Source organism: Methylobacterium sp. WL6, from assembly GCF_008040095.1.
Lineage (GTDB): Bacteria > Pseudomonadota > Alphaproteobacteria > Rhizobiales > Beijerinckiaceae > Methylobacterium.
Genome location: NZ_VRVH01000124.1, coordinates 1 through 13,078, shown reverse-complemented (window position 1 = coordinate 13,078; position 13,078 = coordinate 1). Strand labels below are relative to the sequence as shown.

The window sequence follows — 13,078 nt, the reverse complement described above, 5'->3', positions numbered from 1 at the left end:
CCCTCGCAGCGGTCGAGGCGAGGCCGGCGCTTGCGCCCTTGCGGATCGCGTCGCGCCGGGGCGGCAGCTTGATCGTGGTGGGATCGCTCGCGACGACCTCCCGCGCGGCCACCCGCAAGCTCGCGGCGCTCGACGGCGTCGTCCACCTGCCCGTCTCATCCGAGACCCTTCTCGGCGATCCGGACGACTTGGCCGCTGCGGTCGCACGCGTCGCGATCGCGATCACCGCCGGGCACGACGTCCTAGTCGAAATCGCGATGGCGGGCGTTCCCGACATGGCCCTCGGCCCCCGCCTCGTGCATGCCCTCGCCGACGCGCTCGCGCCGTTGGGCGCCGCGATCGGCGCGTTCGCGGCCACCGGGGGCGAGACCGCCTCCGCCCTCCTCTCGCGCTTCGGCGTCGACGGGATCCGACTCGTCGACGAGATCGAGCCCGGCGTGTCCCTCGGCCTCACGCTCGGCCGCCTCGCCATCCCCGTCGCGACGAAGGCGGGCGCCTTCGGCGACGCCGACAGCCTCATCCGCATCCGCGAGCGCTTGCGTGCGGTCCGCATCGAAGGAAGCTTCTCATGACACGTCCGACCATCGCCATCACCATGGGTGACCCGGCCGGCATCGGCCCCGAGATCATCATGAAGGCGCTTGCCCATGCCGAGGTCCAGGCCCTGTGCCGTCCGCTGGTCGTCGGCGATGCCGGGCGCCTGCGGCAGGCGGGCGAGATCGTCGGATCGCGGGTGCCGGTCGATGCCCTGGCCGATGTCGGCGAGGCCGACTTCGACACGGGGGCGGTGCAATGCATCGACCTCAAGGTCGTCCCCGCCGACCTGCCGTTCGGGCAGGTGTCGCCGGTCGGCGGCGAGGCGGCCTACCGCTTCATCGCCAAGGCCGTCGAGCTGGTGCAGGCGGGCGAGGCCGGCGGGATCTGCACCGCGCCCCTGTCCAAGGAGGCGCTTCATGCCGCCGGCCACAAGTTCCCCGGTCATACCGAGATGCTGGCCCACCTGACCGGCACGCCGGAGGTCTCGATGATGCTGGTCTCGCCCAAACTCCGGGTGATCCACGTCACGACCCATATCGGCCTTGTTGACGCGATCGCGAAGATCGAGCCCGGCTTGGTCGAGCGCGTGATCGCGCGGGGGCACGCGGTGCTGGTGAAGGCCGGCATCGCGAACCCGAAGATCGGCGTCTGCGCGATCAACCCGCACGCGGGCGAGAACGGCCTGTTCGGCCACGGCGAGGAGGCGGAGAAGATCACGCCGGCGGTCGAGGCCTGTCGGGCCCGGGGGTGGGACGTGCGCGGCCCGCTGCCGGCCGACACGCTGTTCTTCCTCGCCGGACGCGGCGACTACGACATGGTCGTTGCGATGTACCACGATCAGGGTCACGGCCCGATCAAGGTGCTCGGTCTCGAGGCCGGCGTGAACATCACCGTGGGCCTTCCCGTGATCCGCACCTCGGTCGACCACGGGACCGCCTTCGACATCGCCGGCAAGGGCGTCGCCGACGAGCGCAGCCTGATGGAGGCCCTGCGACAGGCGGTCGACCTCGCGCCGAAGGCGGCACCGGCTTCCGCATAGCCAGCCGGCCCGACCTTCGGCATGATGCGCCCTCCCCTCGATCGGAGCGGAGGGCGGATCGGGCGAGCCCGTGCCGCGCCCGGATCCGCCGTCCCGAAGGGATCGTCCGGGTCGGATCGGGCGCACCGGATCATCTCGGTAGGGTCGTCGTCCTCATGTCGATGCGGAGCAAGGCGCGTCAGGCGCTGCTGCTGGAGGCGCTGAAGCTCGGCGAGATCGACGTCGACGACGTCGCCGCCCGCCTGGACGTCTCCGCCTCCACGGTCCGGCGCGATCTCCAGGTCCTCTCCGCCACCCGGGCCGTCCGCCGGACCTACGGCGGCGCGATCCTCGCCGGCCACCCGGTCGAGACGACCTTGGCCGAGCGGATGGCCGTGAACGGGCCCGAGAAGCTCGCCATCGCCCGCAAGGCGATCACGCTGGTCGAGGACGGCGACACGCTGATCCTCGATGCCGGCTCCACGGTCGCCGCATTTGGGCAGCTCCTCGCCAAGCGCCGCCTGCGCATCGTCACCAACAACCTCGCCCTGCTCCCCGCCCTCGCCGAGGCACCGGGGATCGAGCTCGTGGTCCTGGGAGGCGCCTTGCGGGCCACCAGCATGAGCACGGTCGGCCCCCTCGCCGTCGAGGCGCTTCGCCTCATGACCGCGGATCACGTCGTCCTCAGCGCCGACGGGGTGGTGGCGGGGCGCGGCCTCTGCGAGGCGAGCCTCGATCAGGTGGCGCTCAAATCCCTGATGATGCGCCAGGCGAACGGGGTGATCGTGCTCGCCGACGCGAGCAAGCTCGGCCGGGCCGAGCAGAACGCCTGGGCGGCTCTCCCGCAACGCTGGACGCTGGTCACGAATTCGGACGCGCCGAAGGATCAGATGCGGCGTCTCGCGGATGCCGGCGCCGCCGTCCTCGTCGGCCAAGGCGCATCGCGCAAGATCTGACCCTCCCGCCGCCTCGCCCTCACGGCATGACGGGCGGATGGTAGGTCAACGTGAAGGCCAGGGCCCAGAGCAGGAACAGCACCAGCGGCAGGTGCACGATGAGCTGGAGGAAGCTGAAGCCGACGATGTCCCGGGCCTTGAGGCCGATGATGCCGACCAGCGGCAGCATCCAGAACGGGTTGATCAGGTTCGGCAGCGCCTCGGCGGCGTTGTAGATCATCACCGCCCAGCCGAGGTGGACCTTCAGCTCGTTGGCCGCCTGGAGCACGTAGGGCGCCTCGAGCAGCCACTTGCCGCCGCCCGAGGGCACGAAGAAGCCGAGGATCGCCGAGTAGACGCCCATCGTCAGCGGGAAGGTGCCGGCGGTGTTGAGGTTGACGAAGGCATGGGTGATCGCATCGGACGCCGAGGCGCCGGCCGCGTTCTTCGGCACGGTCAGCATCCCGCTGATCGCCGCGTAGAGCGGATACTGGATCAGGATGCCCGCGATCGCCGGCACCGACTTCGAGACGGCCACGAGGAAGCGCTTCGGCCGCCAGTGCAGCAGCAGGCCCAGGGTGAGGAACAGCAGGTTGTAGGTGTTGAGGTTCGAGATCGCGACGATCCACGACTGACGGGCGAATTCCTGCACGATCCAGCCGCCGGCGATCACCACGAGGAGGATCGTCAGGAGCGGCGAATGCTCCAGCCACTCGCCGGGCTGGCGCGGCGGCGGGATGTCGGTCGATTCGCGGCTCACGTCGACGCCCAGGGTCTCGGCGGTGACGGCCGTCGCCCCGCGCGGCGCCGACGCGTAGGCGATCGCCACCGAGACGACGAACAGGATCGCCGCGATCAGTATCGACTGCCACAGGAAGATGGTCTCGCTGAACGGGATCACGCCGGAGATCGCGAGCAGGCTCTTGGTCAGGCTCGCAGGGTTGGCCTGGAGCTGCGCCGCCGAGGAGCTGAGACCGAGCGCCCAGGTCGCGCCGAGCCCGAGATAGGCCGCCGCGCCCGCGGCCCGGTAATCCATCCGGAGGTCCGTCCGCCGGGCGAGCGCCCGGACCAGCAGGCCGCCGAAGATCAGGCTGAGGCCCCAGCTTAGGAACGACGAGAGCATCGTCGCGCCCGCCACGAAGCCGACCGCCCCGCGCCCGGTCCGGGGCACCTGCGCCATGCGCTCGATCAGCGCCCGCACCGGCGGCGAGACCGCCACGACGTAGCCGCCGATGGTGACGAAGGCCATCTGCATGGTGAAGGGGATCAGGCTCCAGAACCCGTCCCCGAAGCTCTTGGCGACGGACGCCGCCGGCGCGCCGTTGGCCAGGACGCCGAGGGCGACGATCACGACCGCGATGGCGACGAAGATGAAGGCGTCCGGAAACCAGCGCTCCGCCCAGGCGGTGAAGCGGATGCCGAGGCGCTCGAGCGTCCCGGCCGCCGGCGCGGTTCCGGGATCCGTTGCCGGCGCGGGCTTGGACGGCACGGCCTGGGAGGGCCGGGGCTTGGACGGGGCCGGATCAACGGGCGCGATCGCCATGGATGTCCTCTGGGCTTCGGCTCTTCGCGGCCGGAGCCGCATGGATGACACGCCCTCGCTCGACCTCGAAGGCGTGCCCCGATCAAGATCGTGACAGGCGGCCGCGATCGTGGAGGCGGCCGGTTCGTTTGCGGCCCGCCGCATCCCCGCAGGCCACGTCGCCCGAGGCCTGTCGCGGGCGACGTGGCGGCCGCGGGTTCAGCGCGCGAGATGCCGGTCGAGGAAGGACGCGATCTCTTCGAACGCCTCCTTCACCTCCGGCACGCGATCGTCCCGGTAGAACTGCGCGTGCGACTGCCCCTCGAAGACCTGAAGCGCAGCCTCGACCCCGGCCTGCCGAAGCTTGCGGTGCATCCGGACGGTGTTCGAGAGGAGGAGGTCGCGCGTGCCCGTCGTCAGGATTGTCGGCGGGAATCCGCGCACGTCTCCGTTGATCGGCGAAAGCAGGGGATCGGTGAGATCGTGCCCCGCGGCGTAGAATTTCGTGGCCGCGTCGCAGAATCCCGCCGGCGAGACCAGCACGTTGTCCACCCTCGCGTTGGTCTGAAACGAGTCGCCGCGTTGCGTCGCGTCCGACATCGGCGTGCCGGGTGCGATGGCCCCGGGCAGCGGCAGGCCTTCCGCCTTGGCCCGCAGCATCATCGCGAGGGTCAACGCGCCGCCGGCCGAGCTTCCGAAGACCGCGATCCGGCCGGGGGCGGTGGTCCGAAGCACGGCCTTGTAGACCGTCATGCCGTCGTCGAGCGCCGCCGGAAAGAACGCCTCCGGCGGCATCCGGTAATCGACCGCGATCACTTTCATCCGGCCGAAGCCGGCCAGCAGCATGGCCTCCGGCAGGGCGGCCTCGCGGGGGTTGAGGACGTAGCAGCCGCCGTGGACGTGGATCGCGATCCGCTCCCGGTTCGCGGCGGGGATGTCGGTCGGGGTGATCGTGTACGCCCGCACGCCGTCGATCGTCGTCGGCGCCACGGTCACCCGCAGGCGCTCGGACATCGGCCCGATCTGCGGGGCGGCAAGCGTCGTGAAGCCGTCCGAGAGCTGCTTCCAGCCGTCCGGCGTCGTCGGCGGCTTGTCCCAGTTCGTCCGCAGCGGCTGCGCGATGATCGCCTGCAGGGCCGGGCTCACGGTGCCCGGTACAGGAATCGTCTTGGCCGGCACCTCGCGGGGTGGGAGCGGCGCCGCCTGCGCCCACGCAGCGGACGGGCCCGCGAGGCAGGCGAGGAGGATGGCGGTCACGAAGCGCATGTGGTGCGTCCTCCGATGGAACACGGTCAGGCCCCCGCATCCGCACGCGAGCCGGCTTCCGTCGCGCGCGAGGATGCGAGGGCCGGCTCGATCCGCAAGCCGGTCGCCTCGTCGAAGACGTGGATGTGGGCTGCGGGAAACGACACCCGGATGGCGTCGCCCACGGGCGCGCCGTTGGCGATCTTGAGCGTGAGCGACGCCCCGCCCGGGCGTCCGGCATGCACCAGCATCTCGGACCCGAGCAGCTCCACGACCTCGACCGGCCAGGTCATGCCCGATGCGTCGAGCACGACATGCTCCGGCCGGATGCCCAGGACCACCCGGTGGCCGTCGGGCCGGTCGAACCGCCAGGCCCCGAGCGCGACGTCCGCGTCCGCCACGCGTACCGACGTCCCGTCGCGACCGAGGGTGCCGGGAAGCAGGTTCATCGCCGGCGAGCCGATGAAGCCCGCGACGTAGGTGTCGGCCGGCCGCTCGAACACCTCCGTCGGCGTCGCCAGCTGCACCGGCACGCCCTGGTGCATCACGAGCAGCCGGTCCCCGAGCGTCATCGCCTCGACCTGATCATGCGTGACGTAGAGGCTCGTCACCTTCAGCCGGCGCTGGAGGCGGCGGATCTCGCCGCGCATCTGCACCCTGAGCATCGCGTCGAGGTTCGACAGCGGCTCGTCGAACAGGAACAGCTTCGGGTCGCGGACGATGGCGCGCCCCATGGCGACCCGCTGGCGCTGGCCGCCGGACAGCTGGCGCGGCTTGCGCTCGAGCAGCGCCTCCAGGCCCAGGAGGGCCGAGGCGGCATCGACCTTAGCCCGGATCTCGGAGCGGGGAAGGCCGCGGATCTTCAGCGCGTAGGCCATGTTCTCGAACACGCTCATGTGCGGGTACAGGGCGTAGTTCTGGAACACCATGGCGATGTCGCGCGCCGACGGGTCGAGGTCGGTGACGTCGCGCCCGTCGATCAGGACGCGCCCGGCGGTCGGCGTCTCGAGCCCCGCCACGATGCGCAGGAGGGTGGATTTCCCGCAGCCCGACGCGCCGACGATGACCAGCATCTCGCCGTCCGCCAGGGCGAGGTCGACGCCCTTCAGGATCTCGTTGTTGCCGAAGCGCTTTCGCAGGCCGTCGAGTTTCAGGCCCGCCATCACTTGTCGCCCTCCGTCAGGCCCTTCACGAACCAGCGCTGCATGAGGAGCACCACCGCGACCGGCGGGACCAGCGCCAGCACCGCCGTCGCCATGACCTTGTTCCATTCGGTGGCGGTGTCGACGCCGACCATCTTGACGATGCTGATGACCACCGTGTCGAGCTTCGGATCGGTCGCGACCAGGAGCGGCCACAGGTACTGGTTCCACCCGTAGACGAACAGGATGACGAACAAGGCCGCGATGTTGGCGCCCGAGAGCGGGATCAGGATGTCCCGCAGGAAGCGCAGGGGCCCGGCCCCGTCCATGCGCGCCGCCTCCACGAGCTCGTCCGGAACCGCGAGGAACGTCTGCCGGAACAGCAGCGTCGCCGTGGCGGAGGCGACGAGGGGGATCGTCAGCCCCGTGAAGCTGTTGATGAGGTCGAGGGAGGCCATGACCTGGAAGGTCGGGATCAGCCGCACCTCGACCGGCAGCATCAGCGTCAGGAAGATCAGCCAGAAGGCGGTCATGCGGAAGGGAAAGCGGAAGAAGGTGACCGCATAGGCCGAGGGCAGCGACAGGGCGATCTTTCCGAACGCGATCGCCAGCGCCATCGCGGCCGAGACGAGCAGCGAGCGCCAGACCGGCCCGGCCCCCGCCGAGCCGTTCACCAGCACGTCGCGGTAGACGCCGAGGCCGGAGAGGCGCGGGACGAGCGAGACCTCGCCACGGGCGATCGCGGCCGAATCCTGGGTCGAGCCCGCGACGGCGATCAAGATCGGCAGGGCGAAGAGCAGGATCGCCAGGATCAGCACGGCATGCGGGATCAGAGGGGGCATCCTCCGGCGCATCAGGTGGCGGCCTTTCGCCCGAGGAACCGGAACTGCAGGGCGCAGAGGACGATGACGCCGGCCATCAGCACCACGGATTGCGCGGAGGACGAGCCGACGTTCGCGTTGACGACGCCGTCGAGGTACACCTTGAGGACGAGCGTCTGGGTCGACTGGCCGGGCCCTCCGCCGTTCACCGCGTAGACGGTCGCGAAGGTGTCGAAGGCCGCGTAGACGAGGTCGACCACGAGCAGGAAGTAGACGGTCGGCATCAGCAGCGGCAGGACGATGGTGCGGAACCGGCGGACGCCGCGGGCGCCGTCGATGCGGGCCGCCTCGATGATCGTCTTCGGGATGGCCTGGAGGCCCGCCAGGAAGAAGATGAAGTTGTAGCTGACCTGTTTCCACGCGGCGGCCAGAATTACGAGCCCCATGGCCTGCGTGCCGTCGAGCTTGTAGTCCCAGGCGATCCCGATCCGGTTCAGCCACGCCCCGACGAGACCGATCTGCGGGTGGAACATCAGCACCCACAGCACGGCCGCCATGGCCGGCGCCACCGCGTAGGGCCAGATCAGCATCGTGCGGTAGAAGGCGCGCCCCCGGATCTCGGTGTCGGCCAGGACCGCGAGCCCGAGCGCCACGCCCATCGCGATCCCGGTCACGCAGGCGCAGAACACCAGCGTCCGCCCGATCGCGGCGAGGTAGAGCGAATCGCCGAACAGGTCGACGAAGTTGTCGAGACCGACGAATTCCGTGCTGGTGCCGAAGGCGTCCTCGCGCTCCAGGCTCGATTTGATCGCCTGGATGGCCGGCCACAGGAAGAAGACGCCGGTCAGCACCAGTTGCGGCAGGATCAGCAGCGCCGGGACCACCCGGCCCGGGAACAGCGTCCGTCGTTCCATCTCACGCGTGCCTTCCGCCGGTCCGCCGCGTCAGCCGCGCGCGGATTTCTGGAAGTCGCGCAGGACGCGGTTCCCGCGCGCGGCGGCGGCGTCCATCGCCGATTGCGCCGTCTGCTGGCCCTGGAGCGCCTTCTCGATCTCCTCGTAAAGGATCGCGCGGATCTCCGGCAGGCGGCCGAGGCGCAGGCCGCGCGAGTTCGGGGTCAGCTCCCCGCGGGAGAGCTGCCGCGCCGGCACGTCGGTGCCGGGATTTTTGTCGAAGTAGCCCGCCTGCTTCGTGGCCGCGTAGCCCGCGAGCGTCACCGGAACGTAGCCGGTGTTCTGGGCGTAGAGGGCAACCTGCTCGGGCTTCGCGATGAAAGCGTAGAAGGCCGCGACGCCCTTGTATTCGGCCTCGCTGCGCTTCGGCGCCGTCATCGCCCACAGGCTGGCGCCGCCGATGATGGAGTTGTTCGGGCGCGGATTCAGCGCCGGCTCGGTCGGCAGGAAGGCCTCGGCGTAACGGAACTTGGCGTTCTTGACGATGTCGGCACGGCCCGAGGACGAGCCGAAGCCGATCGCGGCCTGCCCGGAATAGAAGACCGCATCGGGCGCGCCGTCGCGGCCAGCGTACTTGAAGGCGCCGTCCTTCGACAGGTCCAGGAAGCGCTGGAGCTGGTCGACGAACGGCTTGGTGTTGATGAGCAGTTCCGCGCCGAGGCCGTCGTAGCCGTCGTTCTCGGTGGCGTAGGCGAGGTTCTGGATCGCGGCGTATTCCTCGAACTGGATCCAGGTCATCCATGCGGAGGTGCTGGCGATGGACGTGGCCGCCTTGGAGGCGAGGGTGCGGGCCGCCTTGGCGAAGTCGTCGTAGGTGGCCGGCGGCGCGTCCGGGTCGAGCCCCGCCTTCTCGAAGGCGTCGCGGTTGTACCACATGACCGCCGTCGAGGAGTTGAAGGGCATCGAGGCGAGCTTGCCGTCGGCCAGGCTGTAGTATCCGCGCACGCCTGGGATGTAGGCCTTGGGATCGAGTGCGAGCCCGGTCTCCTCCGCCAGCTTCCAGGCCGGCTTGATGGCGGCGCCAGCCTGCAGCATCGTGCCCGTGCCGACCTCGAAGATCTGGACGACGTGCGGCGCCTTGCCGGCGCGGTAGGCCGCGATCGCCGCCGTCAACGTCTCGGGATAGGTGCCCTTGAACACCGCCTGGAGGGTGACATCGGACTGGCTCGCGTTGAAATCGCGCGTCAGCCGCTCGACCTCCTCGCCGTTCGCGCCCGACATCGCATGCCAGAGCACGATGGGCGTCCTGTCGCCGGCGGAGACGGAGGCCGACGGGCGAAGCGCAGCCCACGCGGCAAGACCGCCGACGCCGGCCAACAGGACGCGACGATCCATCCGAAACCCTCCCCGTCGGCGGAACCGCCCTGCCCGTTGTCCTCGGGCTTGAGATGCGATCCCGCGGCACCCGCACCGGACGGCGCGACGCTCATGCCTTCATCATGCACGGACCGACCAGCGGAATAAAGCGCCACGCCGTGCGGTCCCGCGATTTGGCTTCAGGCGTCGGAGGAGCCATCCCCGCTTCGCGCGCCTCGTGGTCGTTTTGCCGGCTTCGCCGCCCCGCCGGAGGCGCCGTCGGCTCGCCTTGCATCGCAGCACTCGCTTACGGCGTTCGATGGCTTTCGCCGCTGTATGCGGCTGGAGCGCGATCACGCCCTCGGGCATCGACGCGGTGATCGGGGTCAACCTCAGCGACCGTTCACGCCGGATCGCGCGCGGGAAACCAGTTGCCGTGGAAGCCCGGCGGGATCCGGTGCCCGAGGTGGATCGTGGCGACGGGCGGCGCCTCGAACGCGCGCGCATCGAGGACGACGAAGTCGGTCGTGTCGCGCGCCGTGTCGACGACGAGCCCGATCAGCCATCCCTCGTCCTCGCCGGCCTCCGGCCGCGCCGGCACGAAGACGAACTCCCCCGGGACGCGGCCGGTACCGAATTCGTGCACGCGCCGCGCCCCGCGCGCCAGATCGTGCTTGTAGATCTGCGTCGCGCCTTCGAGCTGCGTGTTGCCGTCGGCGGGGACCGAGACCGCGTAGACGTAGCGGTGGGGTCGCCCGAAGCGGCGCTCGTCGATCCGCGGAAACTCCTGCGCCGCCGGATCAACCACCCGCCGGTCGACCCGCCCCGTCGCGGGGTCGACGGTCCAGCGCTCCAGCCGGCCCGGCCTGTCGAGGCCGCCGCCTGCCGAGGCGAACACGCTCTCGTAGGCGACGACGTCGAGGACCACCCGCCCGTCCGCGTCGTCGTAGGCGTTGGCGACGTGGAACACGAAGCATGGATCGAGGGCGCACCATGTGATGTCGGGGGCCGTCCCGTGCCGGGGGAGCAGGCCGAGGCGCGCGCGGTGGGCAGGGTTCCAGCGGAACGGGAAGCGGTGGCCGGCCAGCACCGCCCGCATCGAGAAGGTAAGGGGCAGGTCCAGCACCACCGCGAAGCGCGCCGTGATCGCGCAATCGTGGATGCAGGGGCCGTGCTCGACCGGGATCGAGACGTCGCGCACGACGCGGCCGGCGGGCGAGACGACGACGTGGCGCACGCTGTCCCAGATCCGTCCGTCGTAGGCGATGGCATGCGTCTCGCCGGTCGCGGGGTCGCGGTGCGGATGCCCGGTGAAGGAGCCGCCGAGCGTCCCCTCGAACGGATCGTAAAGCTGCGTCTCCAGATCCTCGGACAGCGCGACCGGATAGCTGCCGGCCTCGACCAGGGCGAAGGCGCGGCCGCCGATCTCGACGACGTTGGTGTTGACGGTGTCGTCGCCCCGGCGCGGTCCGGGGGCGGCGGGCCGGCCGAGCGCCGCCGAGGCCGCCCGCGAGCCGATCCAGCGGTTGCGGTACCACAGGGCCTTGCCGCCCGCGACGCGGAGGCCGTGCACCATGCCGTCGCCCAGGAACCAATCGTGGCCGCGCGTCGTCGGGCGGGCCGGGTTGGCGCCCATCTTGATGTAGCGCCCGTCGAGCCCCGATGGGATCGTCCCGGTCACGGGCAGGTCCCGCAGCGTCAGCTCCGCGCGCATCGGCGCGTGGACGCCGACCACGAAGGGGTGCGCCGTCCCCGGCAGGCGCAGCCGGTTGCCGGCCGCCACCAGCGCGACGAGACCCTCGGCGGCGGCGCGGACGGTCGACGTGAGACGGTTCGGCATCGGTCGAGGGGTCCAAGGGCGGTGCGGGGACGAGAGCCGTGACGGACGCGCCGGATCGCGACCGCACGCGCGCCTTGAGCGGGATCGAGAACCGACATAGGGCCGAGAGGCTTCCTCCGGCAATGCGATCGCCGCCCCGACGCGGAGAACCGATGATGCGCCTCGCCCGCCTGCTCCGCGCCGCAGCCCTCCCGATGGCCCTGGCGACGGCCGGCCCGGCATCCTCTGGAACCGCGTCGGAGACATCGCCCTGGGCCGACTGCCTGGGCAGGATCGCCGCCGACGCCCAGGCCCGCGGGGTGCCGCCGGCCTGGGCGGACGGGCAGCTCGTCGGCTTGACGCCCAACCCGGACGTGCTGGCGGCAACCCGCGGCCAAGCCGAGTTCGTCAAGCCGATCTGGGCCTACCTCGACGCCACGATCACCGAGGCGACCATCGCCGAAGGGCAGCGCAAGCTCGAGGAATGGGCCGCGGTCCTCGAGGCGATCGAGCGGCGCACCGGCGTCGACCGCTTCACCCTCGTGGCCTTCTGGGGCGTCGAGTCGGGCTACGGCAAAGTCCTCGACGACGCCGCGATCGTCCGTCCGGTGGTGCAATCGCTCGCGACGCTGGCCTGCGGCGATCCAAGCCGACCGAGCTACTGGCGCGACGAGCTCGTCGAGGCGCTTCGGATCCTCGCGCAAGGGGATGTGCCGCCCGCGCGCCTGACCGGCTCCTGGGCCGGCGCCATGGGGCATACCCAGTTCATGCCGAGCATCTACCGCGCCCACGCCGTGGATTTCGACGGCGACGGCCGGCGCGACCTCTGGTCGGTGCCTGATGCGCTCGCTTCAACGGCGAATTACCTCGTCGCCATGGGCTGGCGCGGCAACGAGCCCTGGGGCACCGAAGCCGTGCTGGGAGAAAGCTTCGACTACGCGCTGGCGGACGAGACTACCTCGCGCAGCTTCGACGCTTGGCACGCGCTCGGCGCGACGCCCGTCCCCGATCGCAAAGCGGACTTCGTCGCGCAGGCCACCCTCGTCGTCCCCGCGGGCGCGCGCGGCCCGGCCTTCCTGTTGGGGCCGAACTTCTCGGTGATCCTGCGCTACAACACCTCGCTGTCCTACGCGCTCACCGTCGCGCACCTGTCGGACCGCCTTCGCGGGCAGGCCGCTTTCGCCCGCGACTGGCCCCGTGGCGACCGCGCCCTGACCGAAGCGGAGCGCCGCGATCTTCAGACCCGCCTGGACGCGCACGGCCACACGGCCGGCGCCGTGGACGGCCGGATCGGTCCGAAGACGCGGGCCGCGATCCGCGCCTACCAGACCTCGACCGGCCTCCGTCCGGACGGCTATGCCGACGTCACCCTGCTGGACCGGCTGCGGACGTCGCCCTGACGTCCGGCGCCGGCGGGCGTGGACGACGGTCCGTATTCGCGCCGGCCCGCGATCGGATCACCGGGGCATCCCCCTCGCTGGAGCAGGCTCTAGGCGCGCAGGCGACGGGCCGCGCCCGGCGCCGCGGCGGATGTCGGCTCCCTGGACCCGGCGCTCGCGTGATCGGGCGACGTCCGGACCTCGCCCGCCTCCTGGACCATCGCCGCGGCAAGAAGGCGTGCGCGCTCGGCCCAGCGGTCCCGGTCCGCCCGCAGGGCCTCCATCTGGTCCTGGTGCAAGGCCAGCGCGACCTCAAGCGCGTCGATCTCCGTCCGAAGCTCGCTCGTCCGTTGCCGCTCGCGCGCCAGGGCGGTCTTGAGCACGGACAAGGCAGCGTCCGCCGCGCCGCCC

11 protein-coding genes and 1 pseudogene are annotated in these 13,078 nt (G+C 71.0%); 4 read left to right on the top strand and 8 right to left on the bottom strand.

Annotated elements, in window-relative coordinates; translation table 11 throughout:
- The 3 genes from FV230_RS16315 to FV230_RS16305 all read left to right on the top strand — a co-directional run.
- A partial coding sequence (locus FV230_RS16315; protein WP_281408296.1) for a nucleotide-binding domain containing protein occupies nucleotides 1–572 on the top strand: 572 nt, incomplete at its 5' end.
- A complete protein-coding gene (gene pdxA, locus FV230_RS16310; RefSeq protein WP_147726469.1) occupies nucleotides 569–1,576 on the top strand; it encodes a 4-hydroxythreonine-4-phosphate dehydrogenase PdxA in 1,008 nt (335 codons plus the stop codon). The genes FV230_RS16315 and pdxA, both read left to right, overlap by 4 nt.
- Before the next feature lie 155 nt (nucleotides 1,577–1,731).
- Nucleotides 1,732–2,511, top strand: a complete 780-nt coding sequence (locus FV230_RS16305; RefSeq protein WP_147726471.1) for a DeoR/GlpR family DNA-binding transcription regulator — start codon at nucleotides 1,732–1,734, stop codon at nucleotides 2,509–2,511.
- A gap of 19 nt (nucleotides 2,512–2,530) precedes the next feature.
- On the opposite strand, the gene FV230_RS16300 is transcribed toward FV230_RS16305, so the two are convergent.
- The 7 genes from FV230_RS16300 to FV230_RS16270 form a co-directional block, all read right to left on the bottom strand.
- On the bottom strand, nucleotides 2,531–4,033 hold the full coding sequence (locus FV230_RS16300) for a TIGR00366 family protein (RefSeq protein ID WP_246694883.1): 1,503 nt from the start codon (nucleotides 4,031–4,033) through the stop codon (nucleotides 2,531–2,533).
- Between the two features lie 198 nt (nucleotides 4,034–4,231).
- Nucleotides 4,232–5,278 carry an alpha/beta hydrolase gene (locus FV230_RS16295; RefSeq protein WP_147843146.1) on the bottom strand — a complete coding sequence of 349 codons (1,047 nt, stop codon included), beginning with the start codon at nucleotides 5,276–5,278 and terminating at the stop codon, nucleotides 4,232–4,234.
- A gap of 26 nt (nucleotides 5,279–5,304) precedes the next feature.
- On the bottom strand, nucleotides 5,305–6,420 hold the full coding sequence (gene ugpC, locus FV230_RS16290) for a sn-glycerol-3-phosphate ABC transporter ATP-binding protein UgpC (RefSeq protein WP_147843145.1): 1,116 nt from the start codon (nucleotides 6,418–6,420) through the stop codon (nucleotides 5,305–5,307).
- The gene (ugpE, locus tag FV230_RS16285) at nucleotides 6,420–7,241 is read right to left on the bottom strand and encodes a sn-glycerol-3-phosphate ABC transporter permease UgpE (RefSeq protein ID WP_246694882.1); all 822 of its coding nucleotides are present in this window, start codon (nucleotides 7,239–7,241) and stop codon (nucleotides 6,420–6,422) included. Before ugpE ends, ugpC begins: the two co-directional genes overlap by 1 nt.
- An 11-nt stretch (nucleotides 7,242–7,252) precedes the next feature.
- Nucleotides 7,253–8,134: an ABC transporter permease subunit gene (locus FV230_RS16280; RefSeq protein WP_147843143.1), complete on the bottom strand. Its 882-nt coding sequence runs from the start codon at nucleotides 8,132–8,134 to the stop codon at nucleotides 7,253–7,255.
- Between the two features lie 30 nt (nucleotides 8,135–8,164).
- Nucleotides 8,165–9,508: a sn-glycerol-3-phosphate ABC transporter substrate-binding protein UgpB gene (ugpB, locus tag FV230_RS16275; RefSeq protein ID WP_147843142.1), complete on the bottom strand. Its 1,344-nt coding sequence runs from the start codon at nucleotides 9,506–9,508 to the stop codon at nucleotides 8,165–8,167.
- Nucleotides 9,509–9,872: 364 nt separating this feature from the next.
- Nucleotides 9,873–11,309, bottom strand: coding sequence for a carotenoid oxygenase family protein (locus FV230_RS16270; RefSeq protein ID WP_147843141.1), 1,437 nt, complete (start codon nucleotides 11,307–11,309; stop codon nucleotides 9,873–9,875).
- 152 nt (nucleotides 11,310–11,461) lie between these two features.
- Here FV230_RS16270 and FV230_RS16265 point away from each other — a divergent pair, with 152 nt between their 5' ends.
- Complete coding sequence (locus FV230_RS16265; RefSeq protein ID WP_147843140.1) at nucleotides 11,462–12,688, top strand: lytic murein transglycosylase; 1,227 nt, start codon at nucleotides 11,462–11,464, stop codon at nucleotides 12,686–12,688.
- A gap of 89 nt (nucleotides 12,689–12,777) precedes the next feature.
- On the opposite strand, the pseudogene FV230_RS16260 reads toward FV230_RS16265, so the two are convergent.
- Nucleotides 12,778–13,078 (bottom strand): annotated as a pseudogene (locus tag FV230_RS16260) (hypothetical protein); the annotation flags it as partial.

Excerpts from the sequence above, each read along its gene's own strand:
- pdxA (WP_147726469.1), top strand. The coding sequence starts at position 569 with ATGACACGTCCGACCATCGCCATCACCATGGGTGACCCGGCCGGCATC.
- FV230_RS16305 (WP_147726471.1), top strand. The coding sequence starts at position 1,732 with ATGTCGATGCGGAGCAAGGCGCGTCAGGCGCTGCTGCTGGAGGCGCTG.
- FV230_RS16300 (WP_246694883.1), bottom strand. The coding sequence starts at position 4,033 with ATGGCGATCGCGCCCGTTGATCCGGCCCCGTCCAAGCCCCGGCCCTCC.
- FV230_RS16295 (WP_147843146.1), bottom strand. The coding sequence starts at position 5,278 with ATGCGCTTCGTGACCGCCATCCTCCTCGCCTGCCTCGCGGGCCCGTCC.
- ugpC (WP_147843145.1), bottom strand. The coding sequence starts at position 6,420 with ATGGCGGGCCTGAAACTCGACGGCCTGCGAAAGCGCTTCGGCAACAAC.
- ugpE (WP_246694882.1), bottom strand. The coding sequence starts at position 7,241 with ATGCCCCCTCTGATCCCGCATGCCGTGCTGATCCTGGCGATCCTGCTC.
- FV230_RS16280 (WP_147843143.1), bottom strand. The coding sequence starts at position 8,134 with ATGGAACGACGGACGCTGTTCCCGGGCCGGGTGGTCCCGGCGCTGCTG.
- ugpB (WP_147843142.1), bottom strand. The coding sequence starts at position 9,508 with ATGGATCGTCGCGTCCTGTTGGCCGGCGTCGGCGGTCTTGCCGCGTGG.
- FV230_RS16270 (WP_147843141.1), bottom strand. The coding sequence starts at position 11,309 with ATGCCGAACCGTCTCACGTCGACCGTCCGCGCCGCCGCCGAGGGTCTC.
- FV230_RS16265 (WP_147843140.1), top strand. The coding sequence starts at position 11,462 with ATGATGCGCCTCGCCCGCCTGCTCCGCGCCGCAGCCCTCCCGATGGCC.